Annotated in this window: 11 protein-coding genes; 5 read left to right on the top strand and 6 right to left on the bottom strand. The window is 73.3% G+C overall.

The window, feature by feature from the left end; all coding sequences use genetic code 11:
- Positions 1–164 precede the first annotated feature (164 nt).
- On the bottom strand, positions 165–1130 hold the full coding sequence (locus NE236_RS40045; protein ID WP_252847518.1) for a CU044_5270 family protein: 966 nt from the start codon (positions 1128–1130) through the stop codon (positions 165–167).
- Positions 1123–1725: an RNA polymerase sigma factor gene (locus NE236_RS40040; protein ID WP_252847517.1), complete on the bottom strand. Its 603-nt coding sequence runs from the start codon at positions 1723–1725 to the stop codon at positions 1123–1125. Before NE236_RS40040 ends, NE236_RS40045 begins: the two co-directional genes overlap by 8 nt.
- Before the next feature lie 491 nt (positions 1726–2216).
- Here NE236_RS40040 and NE236_RS40035 point away from each other — a divergent pair, with 491 nt between their 5' ends.
- Entirely contained in the window at positions 2217–4946 is a 2730-nt protein-coding gene (locus tag NE236_RS40035; RefSeq protein WP_252847516.1) for a coiled-coil domain-containing protein, read from the top strand.
- Positions 4947–4971: 25 nt separating this feature from the next.
- Here NE236_RS40035 and NE236_RS40030 read toward each other — a convergent pair whose 3' ends face one another.
- Positions 4972–6321, bottom strand: a complete 1350-nt coding sequence (locus NE236_RS40030; protein ID WP_252847515.1) for an FAD-dependent oxidoreductase — start codon at positions 6319–6321, stop codon at positions 4972–4974.
- Between the two features lie 198 nt (positions 6322–6519).
- Between NE236_RS40030 and NE236_RS40025 the strand changes: the two genes are divergently transcribed.
- From NE236_RS40025 to NE236_RS40015, 3 genes are all read left to right on the top strand, one after another.
- Entirely contained in the window at positions 6520–7260 is a 741-nt protein-coding gene (locus NE236_RS40025; protein WP_252847514.1) for an iron-containing redox enzyme family protein, read from the top strand.
- A gap of 177 nt (positions 7261–7437) precedes the next feature.
- Positions 7438–8640 carry a L,D-transpeptidase gene (locus tag NE236_RS40020; protein WP_252847513.1) on the top strand — a complete coding sequence of 401 codons (1203 nt, stop codon included), beginning with the start codon at positions 7438–7440 and terminating at the stop codon, positions 8638–8640.
- 116 nt (positions 8641–8756) lie between these two features.
- Positions 8757–10136, top strand: coding sequence for an FG-GAP repeat protein (locus NE236_RS40015; protein ID WP_252847512.1), 1380 nt, complete (start codon positions 8757–8759; stop codon positions 10134–10136).
- A gap of 236 nt (positions 10137–10372) precedes the next feature.
- On the opposite strand, the gene NE236_RS40010 is transcribed toward NE236_RS40015, so the two are convergent.
- The 3 genes from NE236_RS40010 to NE236_RS40000 form a co-directional block, all read right to left on the bottom strand.
- A complete protein-coding gene (locus tag NE236_RS40010) occupies positions 10373–11971 on the bottom strand; it encodes an alkaline phosphatase D family protein (RefSeq protein ID WP_252847511.1) in 1599 nt (532 codons plus the stop codon).
- Between the two features lie 104 nt (positions 11972–12075).
- Positions 12076–13743: a serine/threonine-protein kinase gene (locus NE236_RS40005; protein ID WP_252847510.1), complete on the bottom strand. Its 1668-nt coding sequence runs from the start codon at positions 13741–13743 to the stop codon at positions 12076–12078.
- A 192-nt stretch (positions 13744–13935) separates the two neighbouring features.
- The gene (locus tag NE236_RS40000; RefSeq protein ID WP_252847509.1) at positions 13936–14703 is read right to left on the bottom strand and encodes a class I SAM-dependent methyltransferase; all 768 of its coding nucleotides are present in this window, start codon (positions 14701–14703) and stop codon (positions 13936–13938) included.
- Between the two features lie 121 nt (positions 14704–14824).
- On the opposite strand from NE236_RS40000, the gene NE236_RS44155 reads away from it, so the two are divergent.
- Positions 14825–17674: an ATP-binding protein gene (locus NE236_RS44155; RefSeq protein ID WP_308209213.1), complete on the top strand. Its 2850-nt coding sequence runs from the start codon at positions 14825–14827 to the stop codon at positions 17672–17674.
- Positions 17675–17742: the final 68 nt, after the last annotated feature.

Genomic DNA, 17742 nt, shown 5'->3' with positions numbered 1-17742 from the left:
TCGCCTGGAGCACGGGTCTCCTGCCTTTGGAAAAGGGGCGATCCGCCGACGTACGGACGTCGGCGGACCGCGGTGGTCGGTGCGCGGAGCCGATGGGGTGGTGCGCGAGGCCGACGGGAATGGGAGGCCCGGCGCCGACGGGGTCGCCGAGCCTCCTCAGCCGGTCAGGGCGCGGCGGGCACGTGCGGCCGCTCGTTCGTCCAGCCGACCGCGAGAAACACGTTCGACCGCGATTTCCGATCCACCCTCGTATCCCAGGACAGGAGAAATCCGGTGTCCGGGTCGATGATGTACCGCTCGCCGCTGATCGCGATCCCCTGACCGACGCGTCCGCGTGCGTCCTTGAGCGCGCCGAGTCCCTTGACGTCGGGCATCAGTGCGAGCGCACGGAACGCGGCTGCCCGCACCTTGGGGGAGACCGGAGCTAGGTACAGCAGCTCGGTCAGGTCGTTCGTCGCGAAGGAGTTCGTGTCGGCGGGGCGCTCCTTCGGAGCACCGTGCCTGCGAGAATCGGCGAGCGCCCATTCCTTCAGCTTCTGCGGGTCGGTCGGCAGCTTGCTGAGTTCGGTCAGGGTGATCTTCTGGTCGGTCAACTCGAAGGTCGCCCGCGGGAATTTCTCTTTGTGGAGCCCTCCCTTACCGGTCGTCAGCGAGCGGCCGCCGCTGACGAACGCGCCGTCCATGCCGTACCAGAATTCCTGGACGCTCTTCCCGCCGCCGGGGACCGACCGGCCCTGCACCTTGATGATGTCGAGGTAGCGGACATGCCAGTATTTTCCGCTCGTCGGCGGGGCGGCCTCCGCCTTGTACGCCGCGGCCAGCAGCACCTCACGGCCGGACGACCAGCGGGACGTCTCCGAGTGACTCGACCCTGGTCGTGGAGCCCCCGACGGAGACGCCGTGACGGTGAGGGCGATCGCGGCGGCCGCTCCGGCGGCCACCAGCCCGAACCCGGGCAGCGCCCAGCGGATCCTCCGCCGCTGCGGCTCCCGCTCCACTCGCGGCTTCGGCTGGTCCGTCCGCGGTTCCTGGCCGATCAGCTCGTCCAGCCTCTGCCGGCCCGTCGCCGCCACCGTCGGCGATGGGCCGCCCTCGTCGAGCAGCTCGGTGACCCTTCGGATGTCATCCATGCGTCTCTTCCTTCGTAGACGTGGGATCGGTCCCGCCCAGTGCCTCCCGCAGCTTCTTTCGAACCCTGGTCAGACGTGATCCGACCGTTCCCGCCGGGATCTCCAGCGCCTGCGCGACCTCCTCATAGCCGAGTCCGCCCAGCGCGACGAGCAGCAGCGCGTCGCGGTCCCCCTCCGGCAGCGTCCCGAGAGCCCGGGCGAGCCGGGGCCGTACGCCCTCGGCGGTGACCCGGGCGGCGACCCGATCTTCGTGCCCTCCGCTCGGAAGGTCGCCGCCCAGGCGGGCCAGCGCCGCGAAGCGACGGCTCTCATCGCGCCGGTACTGCCCGACCAGGTTGGTCGCGATGCCGAACAGCCAGGGGCGTACGGCACCGCGCGCCGGGTCGAAGCGGTCGCGCTTGCGGAACGCGGCGAGGAACGTCTCCGCCGCGACGTCATCGGCGACGTCACGGCCGAGCCGCCCGGCCACGTACCGGTAGATCTCCGGGAAGTACCTGTCATAGATCACTCTGAACCGATCGGGCTCATGCCACGATCGCTCGATCACCGCGGCGTCATCGCCCTGCGAGTCGACGACACCGGGTGGAGCGGTCATCGATGGCTCCTTGTCATGTTCGGCCTTTCCGAGGCGTTCGGCGGTCACGGGTACTCAGTCGCAGGCGCGGTTCTTCTTCACGGTGTCCACACCGCCACCGATCACGGTCCGCCGGCCGGGTGAGGTCCAGGGTGTTGGTCCGGGCGGTCGGGGAGTTCCGTGACATTGGGAACAGAGGTTGTGAATTTGCGTCAACGGCCCACGCCTTCCGCAGCGTCCACCTGCGGGGTTAGCGTCGCGAGTACCCGGAGAAAGCGAACGACCCGTCCAAGGATCCATCGTGATCCCGCCTCTTCACGCATCGCCCTGTTCCGCTTCTCCAGGCCATCAAGTAGGGAAGGGAAGGGCCCGGCACGCCGCCGCTGCCGGGCCTTTCTCGATGTCCGGGCACCGAACCTCGCCGTTGCGTTCCGCAGAGGGGACGAAGGGAGATACGGTCTTCGAGCTGACAGTCGAGATCATCCCGATTACGGATTGCAGGGGGGATGAGCGTGTCCGGCCCGACGGACGACAACGTGCCCGAGTCCGATGCCGCCTTGCCGTCCGACGACTCCCCAGGCCCGGACCACCCCGCGGCTGACGCGGACACCTCTCCGGTACCGGCGGAGGACGTACAGGAGAGCGACGAGACCTCCTCGCAGACCGGTCCCGGAGCGGCCGAGAGCCGTCTCGGGCCGGAGCGACGGCCGCTGGGGACCGGCCACCCCCCGGAAGAGAGCCCGCCAGGTGACGGGTCGCAGGAACGTCCGCAGGAGACCGGCCCCGGGCCGGTGGAGAGCGGACCGGGACCGCGGGAGAGTGAACCGGGACCGGGGGAGCACCTGGTGCGGACCGGTCCCCGCCGGGTGGACGGCCCGCCGGGCGGCGGCCCCGGGCAGGGAGAGATCCCGCTCCCGCCGCGAGACGGGGACGACGCCGTGACGCGCCCCTGCGCCTACTGCGGGCGCCCGGTCCCCCAACCGGGCGAGGCGGGGCCCGCGGTGCGCTACTGCCTCGACAACGACGGTGCCTGTGCCCGCGCGGCGGCCGACCGGCGCCGCCGCGACCACGACTCCGCGGGCCTCGCCGGGCACGTCGCGCGGACCTGGGACATGGTCGAACGACTCGAGGACGTCGCCGAGCTCCTGGCGATGTCCCTGACGGCGGACCTGAGCGTCGCGGGGGTCGAGCGGCGCGTCGCGGAGGCGAGGGCGGAGGCGGCCGCCGGCATCGCCGCCGCCCAGCGTGACCGGGAGGCGGCCCGGCTGGAAGCCGAGCGGGTGCTCGCCCGGCTCGGGTACGCACGGCGCCGGGCCGACCAGGCCGAGGCGAGAGTCGCCGAGCTGACCGCCCGGCTGGAGGCCGCCCTCACCGAACGGGACGCCGCGCGCGACATCGGCGCGCAGGCGACCCGGACGGCGGAGGCGGCGACCGAGGCGCTCACGGCCGTACGCGAGGAGCGCGATCGTCTCACGCGGCGATCGGCGGAGCTGACCTCGGCCCTGGACCTGGCCCGCGACGAGATCGCGCGCTACCAGGGGGAGCAGGCCGAGGCCAGGGAACTGCAGAAGCGGTCCGTGGCGGTCGAGGAGATGCGCTCCCGGCTCCGGGCCGCGGAGTCCGAGCTGGACAAGATGCGCACCACGGCCGAACTCGCGCAGAACGCCCGGGCGGCCGCCGAGCAGGCACGGGCGGCGGCGGACCGTCAGGCCCTCGAGGCACGCGCGCACGCCGACGAGGTGAGCGCCCAGCGGGACAGGGCGGTGGCCGAGCTCGAAGAGTGCCGTCGTGAGCTGGAAGGCGCTCGCACGGAGCGGGAGGCGGCCCGCACCGAGCTGGAGACGGTCCGTGGCGAGCTCCAGACCGTTCGCGGGGAGCTCGAGACGGCCCGCGGTGAGCTGGAGACGACCCGGGCCGAGCTGCAGACCTCGCAGGAAGAGCTGAGGGCCTCGCGTGAGGAGGTGGAGGCGGCACGGCCCCGGTTGGACGACGGCGCACGGCTCACCGGGGAGATCGAGTCGACTCGCCGAGAGCTGGAGGAGGCGCAGGCCCGGCTGGGCCAGTACCAGCTCCAGGCCAAGGAACGCTCGGGAATGCTGGACCAGCTTCGCGCCGCGCTGGCCACGATGATCGCTGAGCGCGATGCCGCGCGGGCCGACGCCGACGAGGCCAAGGCTCAGGCGGAGCGGTTGACGAAGGCCGGCCTGGGACCCGCGCCGTCGGCCCGGCACGCGCGTCCGCCCGCCGATTCGCACGCCCACGCTCACCCGTCGGCCGATCAGCGCGGACCGGCCGACCCGCCGGCCGATCAGCGCGTTCACCCTCAGCCCCCGGCCGATCCGCGCGTGCACCCCCAGCTACCTGCCGACCCGCCGGCGCCGGACCGGCCGCCCGGGGACCCTCGCGTCAGCCCCCCGGCCGACGAGCGGGCCTACCCTCGGCCCTGGGCCGACGTGCGGGCACCGGAGCGGCCGCCGGCCGATCCGCTCGGACCGATCGACCGGCCGGCCGACCAGCTCTTCCCCTCCCAGCGGCCGGCCGATCCGCGCGTCCCCGGTCGGCCGCCGTCCGATCCCCATGGTCAGCCGCCGGCCGACCCCCGCCTCCAGCCGCCGTCCGACCCCCACCTCCAACCACCGACCAGCCCCCGCCTCCAGCCTCCGGCCGATCCGCGCGGACCGGCGCAGCCGCCCCCGCCGCCCGGTCAGGGGCCGGTACCGCCGCCGCCGTCGTTCCCGGGGGCGGGAGCCTTCCCTCCCGTTCCGGGAGGGCGCTCCGTGCCGTCGGCGTTCGGCGAGGCGGCGTTTCCCGGCCAAAGGCCGCCCGGAGGCGTGCCGACACCGCCGGACGCGGGGAGGGGTGGTCCGTCGCCGGGGAGCACGGGCGGACCGGGTCTGCCCGGCCGGCCGGGTGCCCCCGACGCCCAGAACACCACCGGCAAGCCGGATCCCGCAGGTGTCCCCGGAGGTCTTGGCGGACCGGCTCTTCCCGGCAGACCGGGTGGCCCCGACGTTCCGAACACCACCGGCGGGCCGGGTCCGGGCGCACCGGGAGGTCTCGGCGGAGCGGGCCTGCCGGGTGTTCCGGAGGGACCGGTTCCGGAGGCCGAGGCGACGCCCGATCCGGCGAACGACCCGGCGCCCCCGCAGTTCCCGCCCCCTCCGCCCGGACACGATCCCGGTGGGACGACCGGTCGGTTCGACCGTTATCGCCGCCGTTTTCCGCCGCCGTCCGACGAGTGACCCGACGTCCGCACCCTCGACCGGATCAGCACGGCCGGGACGGCAAGGGCACGGGAGCGGGTCGCCGGACGCGGTGCGCGGCGACCCGCGCGAGCACCCCGGGGGTGAACAGCGAGGTCGGCGCGGCCATGAGCGCCAGTACGCGGACGAGACCCTCGCACACCCGCCGGTCGACGTTGGCGGCGGCGACGACCTCGTCGACGTACGCGTTGATGACCCGGGTCCGCAGCCGTACGGGCGCGGCCTCGGTCTCCCGGTAGCGCAGGTCCTCGCCGGTCGCGACGAGCCACGCGCCGGCGGCGCTGCGGGCGACGCCGCGCTGGAATCGCCGTTCGAAGCCGGGACGGGGGTCGCGCAGGCAGCGGTCGAGTGCCAGGGCCGCGACGGCGGCCACGCTCATGCCCTGGCCGTAGATCGGGTTGAAGGCGCACGCCGCGTCGCCGGTGACGACGAACCCGCGCGGCCAGGTCGGGAGCCGCTCGTAGTGGCGGCGGTGGTTGGCCGTACGGCGGAAGGCGACGATCGGCGTGAGCGGTTCGGCGTCGCGGATGGCCTCGTAGAGGACGGGGCTGCGCAGCCCCTTCGCGAACTCCAGGAACGCCTTCTCCTCCGTCGGTCCGTGGTCGCGGCCCGCACCGGACAGGCTGCAGATCCAGCGACCGCCCTCCTGGGGGAACAGCCCGCCGGTGCGCCGTGTCGCGGGTGGGTCGGCCTGGAGGTAGAGCGCCTTCCAGCCGGGGTCGAAGCCGGGCGGTATGGCGTAGTAGCGGCTGGCGTACCCGAGGAGGGGGTCGACACGGGTCTCCAGGGGTGCCGGATGACCGAGTTCGGCGAGCCATGACGGCGCCCGCGATCCGCGGCCGGTGGCGTCGACGACCAGGTCGGCGTGGAGCTCGCCGTCGCCGTCGAGTCGCACCCCGGCGGCGTCTCCGCCGCGGGGGATGAGGCCCGTCACCCGGTGGCCGTCGAGGACGTCGACGCGGGTCCGGTCACCGTCCGGTGGGCCGGTGAGCCGGGCCCGTACGGCCCGGTCGAGGAGCGGGCGGCTGAACGTCAGCAGCCGCGTCACGTCGAAGCGCTCCCGCCAGCCCGCCGAGGTCAGCCAGAGCACGTCGGCGGGTACGCGGAGCTCCTCGGCGCCCGCGGCGCGCAACGTGTCCTCCAGGCCGGGGAACAGCACCTCGACGATCTCCCGGCCACGAGTCCACAGGACGTGCAGGTGCCGGGCCTGGGGCACTCCCGGACGGAACACCGCCTCGGCCGGGAACCGGTCGCGTTCCACGAGCGTGACGCGCTCGAAGTGAGCGGTGAGGACACGGGCGGCGAGCAGGCCGGCCATGCTTCCGCCGACGACGACGGCGTGTTCGCGTTTCACTCGGGGCCTCCGGTGACACGAGGGACGAAGGAGGGGCGAGGGACGAAGGAGGGGCACGGGGTACGGACCCTATGAAACGTGCATATTGACCCTGTGTGAAGGGCATGCCGATACTCGGTTAACCGAGCGAGGAGTCGGATCATGGCGACCACTACCGGCCACCTTTCGCAGGCACCATCCCGGACCCGTCATCACCGCATGGTGAAGAATGAACTCACCGAGACTGCGCATCCCGTCTGGGCCCAGGCCATGGTCGATTCGCTTCGGCCGGACTGGACGGGCGTGCTCGAGTCGAAGATCTTCGTCGAGACGGCTAATGGACCGTTCCCCGATGAGGCGTGGCGGCGGGTCCTCCTCGATTTCTTCTGCGTCGTCGAGGCGTTCCCGAAGTACATGGGCGTCTATCTGGCCAAGACCACTTTCGGCCAGACTCCGGGCGACTATCTCGCCCGTGACTGGCTGATCGGGAACATCCGGACCGAGGCCCTGCACGCCCAGTGGTACGCCGACTGGGCGGCCGCGCACGGCATCGGCTTCGAAGAGCTGGTCGCGCACCGGCCCTGCCCGGAGGTCGGCGCGCTGTACGACTATCTGTGGTCGGTCTGCTATCGGGGCACACTCGCGGAGGCGTTCGGCGCGATCAACTACGCGATCGAGGGCACGACGGGCGAGTGGGCGCGCCTGGTCCTGCCCGCGTTCCGGGAGAGGTACGGCGACGACGTTCCGGCCCTCCGCTGGCTCACCGAGCACGCGGAGTACGACGACGCGCATCCGCGTGAGGCGTTCGAGCTGATCAAGCTGACCGTCCGCGACGAGGCGGAGCGGGCGAAGGTCGACTCGGCCGTCCGCCGGTCGCTGGAATTGTTCCGGCGGGGATTCGACGCCAGTTATGAAAATCCGGGCAATCCAGGTGAATTTAGCGCCATGAAGGGCCCATGAGGGTAAAAACACCCTAAGTCCTGGCGTTGTTCGCTGCTCAGAACGGCAGTGACGTGCCATTTTTCCTTCTCGGCGGGGTCGGTGACGGTCGAAGTCGGCTGCATTCTCCCCATCCTCGATGGGTATCTCGTAGTCGATCGTTCTTGCCTGTCGGATGGGTCGTGAGAAGGGCTGCACATGCACGTCAATGCCATTCGGACGCGACTGGTGCTCGGCGCGGTCACGGGGACCACGCTGGTGATGGCCGCGGGCTGCGGCGGTGGCAGCAGGGCGGTGGGGGAGAGCGCCGAGAAGGTCGAGGTGGAGGCGGCGCCGGCCCGTGTGGTGATCACACCGGCCGACGGCGCCGCCGTACGGCCCGACGAGCCCGTCATCGTCCGCGCCACGGGCGGCAGCCTGGACGCCGTCGTGCTGGCCAGCGGAGGCCGGAGGATAGCCGGGACCTTCAACCGGGACCGTACCGAATGGCGATCCCGATGGGCGCTCGATCCGGGATCGACGATCAGCGTGCGGGCGGTCGCGAGGAACGCCGACGGACGAGCGGTCTCGGCGGCGAGCGGCTTCCGTACGGAGACGGCGGCACCCAGCGCGGTCTCCGTCTCCCAGGACCCCGTCCTGGAGGACCGGCGGCGGGACACCTACGGCGTCGGGCTTCCGATCATCCTGAACTTCGACAAGCCGATCACCGACCGCGCGGCGGTCGAGAAGTCGCTCGAGGTGATCGCCGACAAACCGGTCGAGGGAGCGTGGCACTGGTTCGGCGACCAGCAGGTCGTCTACCGGCCCAAGATGTTCTGGCCGGCCCACCAGACCGTCCGGCTCGTCGCCCACCTGACCGGGGTGCCCCTGGGCAAGAACGGCTACGGCGCCAAGGACTTCATCCGCACCTACAAGATCGGCCGGGAGCAGATCTCCCGCCTCGACCTCGAGAGGCACCGGATGCGCGTCGAGTGGGACGGCCGGCCGGTGCGCCGTGTCCCGATCAGCGCGGGCAACGGCGAGTCACGCGAGTACACCACCACCAGCGGCATCCACCTGAACATGGAGAAGGACGAGGACGTCTGGATGACCTCGCCGAACCGCGGGCCCGGCGACGCGGGGTACTACCACGAGCTGATCCACTACGCGGTCCGCGTCTCCAACGCCGGCGAGTACCTCCACCAGACGCCGGGCCAGGAGGACTGCCTCGGAAACCGCAACTGCAGCCACGGGTGCATCCGTCAGCCCGCCACCGACGCGATCTGGTACTACAAGCACTCCCAGCCCGGCGATCCGGTGGTCATCACCGGGTCGGACCGGCAGGTCGAGCCGGACAACGGCTGGTCGTTCTACCAGATGCCGTGGAAGAAGTGGGTCAAGGGGAGCGCCGTGCACCACTGACGATCCCGCGCCGGAGAAGACGCCGATCGCCCGGGACGCCGGACCGACCCACAGAAGTCAGCGAATGGTCACCCGCCGGGAATGCGGCGGTTCCGCCGCGCGGGCACCGTGCGGGTGTGAGCATCGCCCGCCTGAGCGTGATCGCCGTTGTCCTCCTCCCGACCTGTGTCGCCGCCACGGTGCCGGCGCCGGCCCGGCCTCCGGCCGCTCGGGTCCTCGGCGCGGCCTTCGAGCCCGCCCGGAGCTGCCGCGCCGGGACCGCACCGGACTTCGACGGGGACGGCACCCGTGACCTGGCCATCGGCGCCCCGTACGCCACGAGCGGCGGCCGCCACCGAGCCGGGGCGGTCGCCGTCCGTTACGCAGACCGGACCGCCTGGCTGACGGCGGCTTCCGCCCAGGTCGGCGCGGGGTTCGGCGGCACGCTCGCCACGGGCGACTTCAACGGTGACCACTGCGCGGACCTGGCCGTCGCGGCCTCCGACCAGGGACGGTCGCGCCCCGGCGCCGACGGTACGGGCGTCGTCACGGTGTACTTCGGCTCGCCCGGCGGGTTGCGCCCGCAGGCGGTCCTGAGCGTCCGCAACGTCGGCCGTACGCCGGCGAGCGACCGGTTCGGCGCGGCCCTCGCCGCCGGGGACCTCGACCACGACGGCGAAGACGACCTCGTGATCGGCATCCCCGGCCTCGCGGGCGGGGGCGGGGTCGGCGTGTTCACGCGCGGCCTGCGCACCGCCCGCCTGATCACGCAGCACACCTCGTGGGTGGGGCAGCGAACGAGCCAGACCGACGGTTTCGGCGGTGCCCTGGCGATCGGCGCCTTCGGTGCCTTCGGCCGTGGCCGGCACGCGCAGATCGCCGTGGGCGCGCCCGGCGACGGCACCGAGGCGTCCGGTGCGGTCACCGTCATCGACCCGGCCGCGCACCGTTCGCGGCGCATCACCGAGGACAGCCGGGGCGTACGGGGCGTGCCCGAACGCTACGACGAGTTCGGCGCGGCCCTCGCCGCCGGCGACTTCGACCACGACGGCACCGACGACCTCGCCATCGGCGTGCCGGGCGAGGACGACACCCAGATGCCGGAGAACTTCGCCCAGGGCACCGTGCACGTGCTGTACGGCTCCGGAGGCGAGGACGTGTGGAACCTCCGCAAGACCGGCCCCGCGGACCGGTTGGGGTCCGCGCTCGCGGCCGCCGACCTGAACGGCGACGGCACGGCCGACCTCGCCGCCGGGGCTCCGGGCGCCGGCGCCGGCGTCGTCCAGGTCCTCGACGGCCGCCGTCGGCGCGGTCTGGCCCGGGGCGCCCTCATCAGCTCACCGGCGGGCGGCACGGCCCAGTTCGGCTGGTCCCTGGCGATCCGGGGACGGGATCTGCTCATCGGCGCACCGGGAGCCGGCGGCTTCGGCGGCACGGCCCTCCTGGTGCGCGGCTCGCGGAAGACGAGCGTCCAGGCGGGCACCGGGGGCGAACTGCTCGGCTACGCGGTCTCCTGAGCCGCTCCGCCGGGCGCGACATCCACGTCACGTGCGGAATGCTCGGCAACCGTCGTCACAAAGCGGAACAAGCACACCAGGCGACCATCCGTCTCCGGCCTTTACGGAGCTTTCTGTCCGCCGCATCGTTGATCGGGCGGGTACGGAGACGTACCCGCCGTACGAACGATGGTCTGCGGCGCGGACGACGCGGTGGCGATGCGTGCGCCCGCGTGCGGACCCGGGACCCTCGGCGCTTACGGCTTGCGCGGTGCCCCGGCCGCTGCGGCGGCCTGGGGAGCGCGCGCCGCGGGTGCGCTCGACCGGGCGAGGCGGTGCGCGCCGTCGGCGACGGTGAAGCTGGCCGTCACCGTGCTCGGGGCATTCCGTTTCGTCACGTACGGCAGCGTGTGGAAGTCCGCCCGCAGCTCGGTCGGCGTCAGCCGGCCGGCGATGAAGCCGCGGCGCTGGTCGGCGTAGGCGATGTGCGGGTTCTCCGCCAGTTCGATCGCGCGGCCCGCCGGGGCGTCGTACCCGTCGCCGTCGCTGGTGACCGAGGTCGTCACCAGCTCGACGCCGACCCGCCGCGAGTCCGGGTCGTCGAAGTCGACGAGCAGGTCGCTGGCGTAGTGACAGTGGATGTCGCCGGTGAGCACGACCGGGTTCCGGGCGCCCGAGGCGACGAGGTCACCGAGGACCCGGTCCCGTTCGGCGGTGTATCCGTCCCAGGTGTCGAGCAGCACCTCCTTGCCCGGGCCGAGGTGGTAGTCGTGCTGGGCCATGAAGATCTGCTGGACCAGGAGGTTCCACCGGGCACGGGAGGAGCGCAGACCGGCGGCGAGCCACTTCCGCTGGGTCGACCCGACCAGCACCCGGCCGGTGGCCAGGCGCTGGGTGCAGTCGTCGCGCACGCCGTCGTCGCACGGCTGGTCGTCCCGGAACTGCCGGGTGTCGAGGACGTGGAAGGTCGCCAGATCCCCCCAGGCCAGCCGCCGGTACAGCTGCATGCTCGACCCGTGCGGCAGCGCGGAGCGACGCAGCGGCATGTGCTCGTAGTAGGCGCGGTATCCCGCCCTCTTGCGTTCGGCGAAGTTCGGGCGGCCCGACGTGCCGGGATGGACGCCCGCCCAGTTGTTCTCGATCTCGTGGTCGTCGTTGACCGCGATCCACGGGGCCAGGGCGTGCAGCGCGCGCAGGTCCGGGTCGGTCTTGTACTGGGCGTGCCGGAGCCGGTACTCGGCGAGCGTCTGGCACCGGTGCGCGGTGTGCGAACGGACGATCTTCCCGTCGGAGTTCTTGTAGCCGCCCGGCGCGTACTCGTAGATGTAGTCGCCGAGATGCAGGATCAGGTCGGGGTGCTGCTCGGCGAGGCGCCGGTAGGCGGTGAAGTAGCCCTGCTCGTAGTTGGAGCAGGACACCGCGCCGAACGCCAGGGCCGGTGCCGTGCCCGGGGCCGGCGCGGTCCGCGTCCGGCCGGTCGGCGAGAGATGACCTCCGGCGCGGAACCGGTAGAAGTACTCCCGGCCGGGCTGGAGCCCGGTGGGCTCGACGTGCACGCTGTGCGCCCACGACGACCGCGCGGCGACGGTCCCGGACCGTACGACGCGGGTGAACCTCTCGTCCTCGGCGAGCTGCCATTCGACGTCGACGTTCCGGTCCGGCATGCCGCCGTGCCCGCCGTCGGCGAGCGGACGGGGCGCCAGACGGGTCCACAGGACGATGCCGTCGGCCGTGGGGGCGCCCGAGGCGACCCCGAGGGTGAACGGGTCGCCCGTTCGCCGGGAAGCCGACGCCCGCTGGGGGGCCAGCGTCAGCCCGGCCGTGCCGATCATGAAGTTCCGGCGTGTCAGATCCACGCCCTCAGTTCAGATCGCGCCGCTGATGGTCACGAGACGTGCCGCTGACCGCCCGGACAACATCCAGTGGACGCCTCGTGACCCCGGTCCACGCCGCGTCCGGATCACCCGGTGGCGAGCCGGTCGTGGGTCTGCCAGGACGACGCGAGTTTCCCGCCGGAGCGGCGGCAGCGGCCGGCATTCAGCTGGACCCAGTCCTCGGTGCGCTTCGTCTTGGCCCCGAAGCGTACGGTCGGCCCGTTGTCGAAGGACTGCACGCTGCCACCCTTGGACGAGATGAGCGGAGTGCTGATGAACCCGCCCGGTGACCCGGCGAGGTGGCCTCTGAGCTGCGCGCAGACCTCCCACTTGTCCTTCGGCGCCGTGTCGACCAGGACGACCGTCCCGGAGTAGCCCGTCCGGCAGACGATGCCCTTGAACAGCGCCGTTCCGGCGCCGGGCAGGCCGTACGCGCGGGTGTACGCGCGGCAGCCCGGTCCCTTGGGGCCGGGAGAGCCGTTCTTCTTGGTGGGCGTCGGGGACGGCCGGCGGGTCCGGCCCTGCATCAGGGCGTCGTCCGGGGCCGTGCTCGGCGGCGAGGACGACTGCGGCGACGGCGTCGTGGCGGCGGCGACCGTCTTGCCGGGGGTCGCGGCGCTGCCGCCGTCCGGCCAGAGGGACACGGCGAGGGCGACCGCCACGAGAGCGGCCGCGGCACCGGCGCCGACCGCCCAGCGTGTGCGAGGCCGCGATGGGGACGGCCCGTCGGCGCGGGACGATTCGTCCGTCCCGGTCGGCCCGAGGGGATGCGCATCGGGTCGCCCGCCGGACGCGGCCGGAACCTCGGGACCGGCCGGGGCGGCGGCGCCGAACGCCGCCGGAACCTCGGAAGCGGTCGGGGCGGCGGCGCCGAACGCCACCGGCATCTCGGGACCGGCCGGGGCGGCCGCTCCGAACGCCGGCGGAGGCGTTGGGGCGTCAAGGGGCTCCTGTCCCAACAGGGCCGCCTGGGCCTGCTGGGCGGTCGGTCGGAGGGCCGGGTCCTTGGCCAGGCACGCGGCGACGACGGACCGCAGCGGCTCCGGCAGGGGGCCGACGTCGAGGTCGGCGCGCACGATGCGCTCCATGACCGCGGGTACCGACTCGTTGCCGAACGGCGGACGGCCGGTCGCCGCGAACAGGATCGTGCCGCCCCAGGCGAACATGTCGACCGGCGGGCCGATCTCGTCGCCCGCCACCTGCTCCGGCGCCATGTACGCGGGCGTTCCGAGGCTGTTGGTCTCGTTCCTGCGAGCGGCCCCGAGGGCGCGGGCGATGCCGAAGTCGATGACCCGCGGCCCGTCGGCGCCGAGCAGGACGTTCTGCGGGTTGAAGTCACGGTGGACGATCCCGGCCTTGTGGATGGCGGCGAGGGCGGTGAGCGTGCTGATCGCCAGGCGCTCCAGCGCGCCGCCCGACCGCGGGCCCTCGGTGAGGATCTGCGACCGCAGGGACCGGCCCTCGACGTACTCGCTGACGATGTACGGCTGGTCGCCGGCGAGGTCGGCGTCGAGCACCTGGGCGGTGCAGAACCGCGCGACCTTCTTGGCGGCGGCCAGCTCCCGCACGAATCGGTCGCGCGCGCCCGGATGGGCCGCCATGCGGGCGTGCAGCAGCTTGATCGCCACGTCCGTGCCGGAGTCGTCCCGGCCGAGGTAGACGACGCCCTGGGTGCCCTCTCCGAGGCGCCCCACGAGCCGGTAGGCCCCGAGCCGCGCCGGATCGCCCGGCCGCAGCGGATGGCCCTCGGGCATCGGTCGTCCTCCCGGTCTTACCGTCGGTCATGCGAGAGGTAACCATAGCGCCGGTTCCGCCGTCCGACACGCCGATGCGACAGGCCTACCGGCCGACACGGATCGGCGCGCGCTCGTCCATCCCGCCCGCGACGGGGGTACGGAAGACGCCTCGCCTCCCGGCGCGCGGGTACGGGCCGCGCGAGGCGCGGATCAGCTCGTGGCGCGGCCGAGGGCGTACTGGTACAGATGCTCCTGCTGGATGGAGCCGTCGGCCCGCTGCATGGTCGCGAAGTTCGCCACGAAGATCTCGTGCGCGGCCTCGACGCCCATGACGTCGATCGCCAGTGAGACGTTCGGCGACGCCGTCATGGAGTCCCAGGCGGCCTCCAGGGAGGCGAAGTCGTTCCGGTGGGTGACCTCGGCGCTGGCGAAGACGTCCAGTCCCGCCTCCACCATCACCTCGCGGAGCCGGTACAGGTCGTGTACGGGCGGCCCCTGGGTGGGCGGCGTGGGCACCCGGCCCCGTACGGCGCTGAGGAAGGCGCTCGCCTCGCGGCCGGACCAGTTGTGCCACAGGCCGATCGCCACGACGCCGCCCGGACGGGTGACCCGGGCGAGCTCGGCCACGGCGACCGCCGGGGACGCGGCGTACTGGATCGCGTCGAACGCCATCACCTGGTCGAAGCAGCCGCGGTCGTAGGGCAGCTCGATGGTCTCGGCCGCGCGCAGGTCCGCGTCGGGCAGCCGCTCCCGCGCGTGCGACAGCAGGTCCGCCGCGGAGTCGATCCCGGCGAGGTCCGCGCCGGTGAACGCCGCCAGGGACAGTGCCGTGCCGGTTCCGCAACCGACGTGCAGCAGGCGTGTGCCGGGCTCCGGCCCCAGCGCCGCGAGGGTCGCGGCGTACAAGGGGCGGACCTGTTCCTCACGTACGCGCGTGCAGCGGGTGCCGCCGTGCGGTCGGACCTCTACGGTCCCCATCGTCGCGTCCTCCGTGTCGACTGCCGATGGCTCCATGATCATGAGCCCGTCGATCGAGTGCATCAGCATAATTGCTTACTTTTCAACTACGTGTACGACGTATGTGCCCCATACTCGCCATGTGACAAGGCGGGTTTCGTGTCCCACGCTCATCGGCCGCGCCGCCGAGCTCGACCGACTCGACGCCGCCCTGACTCAGGCGCAGGGCGGTTCCTCCGTCCTGCTCTTCGTGTCGGGGGACGCCGGAATCGGCAAGTCCCGGCTGGTCGCGACGTTCACCGAGCGGGCCAGGCGGCGTGACGCCCTGGTCTTCACCGGCGGCTGTCTCGACCTGGCCGAGGGCGCCGCGCCGTACGCGCCGTTCGTCGCCGCGCTCCGGCCGCTGGCCGACGAGCTGACGGCGGACGAACTGGCCCACGTCCTCGGCGAGGCGCCGCGCGAACTCGGCGCCCTGCTGCCCGAGTTGTGCGGGCGGCCGCCGACCCGGCGGGACGGCGCCGAGCGCGGTCGGCTGTACGAACTCGCCCTCGGGCTGTTCCAGCGGATGGCCGCGCTGCATCCGGCCGTACTCGTCCTGGAGGACCTGCACTGGATCGACCCGGCCTCGGCCGACCTGCTGTCGCTGCTGGGCGCGAACCTGCGCCGCGCCGGGCTGATGGTCGTCGGGACGTACCGCAGCGACGAGGTCGCGCGAGGCCACCCCCTGCACGGCACCGTGCTGGAGCTGGAGCGCTCCGGGCGGGCCGAGCGGATCGAGCTCACCGGTCTGTCACGGGACGAGGTGGACGCCCAGGTGACCGGGATCCTCGGCACCCGCCCGGCGACACGCCAGGTCGGCTCGCTGTTCGCCCGGTCGGAGGGGAACCCGTTCTTCGTCGAGGAGCTCGTCGCGGCCGGGCCGACCACGAAGGAGGTTCCCGCCAGCCTGCGTGAGGTGCTGCTGACCCGGGTCGAGCGTCTCGCGCCGGAGACCCGGCGGGTACTGCAGGCCGTCGCGACCATCGGCCGGGTCGGCGACGAGGCGCTGATCGCCGCGGTGACCGGGCTGTCCCCCGAGGCGCTGGACGACGCGCTGCACGAGGCGGTCGCCCACCGGCTGCTCGTCGTCACCGGCGACGGATACGACGTACGTCACGCGCTGCTGCGAGAGGCGCTCCACACCGAGATGCTGCCGGGCGAGCGCAGCCGGCTGCACGTCGCCGTCGCGACGGCGCTGGAGCGACGGGGCCCGTCCGCCGAACTCGCCCGCCACTGGCACGCCGCGGGTGACGCGGCGCGGGCGCTCGGCGGCTTCGTGGCCGCCGCCGCGGCCGCGCAGGGCACGTACGCCTGGGCCGTCGCCCTGGCCCACTACGAGCGGGCGATCCGCCTGTGGCCGGAGGTGCCCGACGCCGAGGCCCGCGCCGGGATGCCCCACGCCGATCTGCTGCGCCGCGCCGCCGAGGCCGCGACGGCGGCGGGGGAGGTGGACCGGGCCGTCCGCCTCGCCGAGGAGGCGATGAGCGAGGTCGACGCGACGGCGGCGCCGGCCTGTGCGGCGAGCCTGTGGACCCTCATGGGCCGGATCCGCTGGGTGACCGGCGACATGGCGGCCGCGTGCGCCGCGTACGACGAGGCGATCGCGCTGCTGCCCGCCGAGGCGTCGGCCCGCGAACGCGCCCGGGTCCGCGGACTGCAGGCGCACGCGCTCATGATCCAGTCGCGCTACCGCGAGTCCGTGGCCTGCTGCCGCGAGGCCGTCGAGGAGGCCGTGGCCGTCGGTGCCCGCGACATCGAAGGGCACGCCCGGAACACCATGGGCGTCGGCCTCACCATGCTCGGCGAGGTGAACAGCGGCCTGTCCGAGCTCGCCGAGGCCCTGCGCAGCGCCAAGGAACGCGAGGACACCTGGGAGCTCGGCCGCGCCTACGTCAATTACACCGACGCACTGCTGTGGGCGGGGGACTGGTCCAGGGCCGCCGAGCTGGGCATGGAGGGCGTGAGCATCTGCCGGCGCCTCGGGTACGGCCGGACCACCTGCATGTGCGCCGCCGGTAACACCCTCGCCGCACTGATCCGGCTGGGCCGCTGGTCCGACGCCGATCGCCTCGTCGACGAGCTGATGGACGTGGAGGCGCCGCCGTGGCAGCGCTGGGGTGTCACCCTCGCCATGGCCGAACTGCAGCTGCGCCGGGGCGACGCGAACGGCGCGCGGCGTCACCTCGCCACCCTCGCCGAGACCGTCGGCCGGACCGACGGTATCGACCTGGCCAGCGCGTACCACGCCTGCCGGGCCCGCCTGGCGATCCTCGAACAGGACCTGCCGGCCGCGCGGAGCCACGTGCGGGCGGGGCTCGACGTCATCCGGGGCAGCGAGTTCACCAGGATCGGGCCGGAGCTGTGCGCGGCGGGGATCCGCGTGGAGGCGCCGCTCCAGGGCGACCCCGCGCCGCTGCTCGAGGAGTGCCGGGAGCTCCTGGCGGCGATGCCCGCCACGCCCGAGGCGGAGGCGTACGGCCTGCAGGCCGAGGCGGAGGCGACCCGGTCGGCGGATCCGGACCCGGCCGTCTGGGACTCCGTGGCCGCGGTCTGGGAACGCCTCGGCGAGACCTACCGCGCGGCGTACTGCCGGGTCCGCGAGGCCGAGGCCATTATGGCGGCCCGCGGCCCGCGCGACGCGGCGGTCGAGGCGCTGCGCGCCGCCCGGGAGACCGCCGAGGCCCTGGGCGCCGGTGCCCTGCGGCCGGAGATCGAGGATCTGGCCCGGCGGGCGAGGCTGGACCTCGCCCCGGCGGAGGAGCCCGTGCCCGGGCTGACCGCGCGGGAGGCCGAGGTGCTCGAGCTGCTCAGCAGCGGGCGGACCAACCGGCAGATCGCCGAGACGCTGTTCATCAGCGAACGGACCGTCGGCGTCCACGTCTCGCGCATCCTGCGCAAGCTCGGCGTGCCGAACCGCGGCGCCGCCGCCCACCTGTTCCGGGCGTCCGGCTGACCTTTGAGCACCTTTACAGCCTGAGTGGAGGATCCTCTGAGGCCGGAGCCGGAGGATGCCGTCAGGCG

Origin of the sequence: Actinoallomurus purpureus, assembly GCF_024055795.1 — a bacterium.
Lineage (GTDB): Bacteria > Actinomycetota > Actinomycetes > Streptosporangiales > Streptosporangiaceae > Actinoallomurus > Actinoallomurus purpureus.
This window is presented reverse-complemented; position numbering and strand designations above follow the sequence as displayed.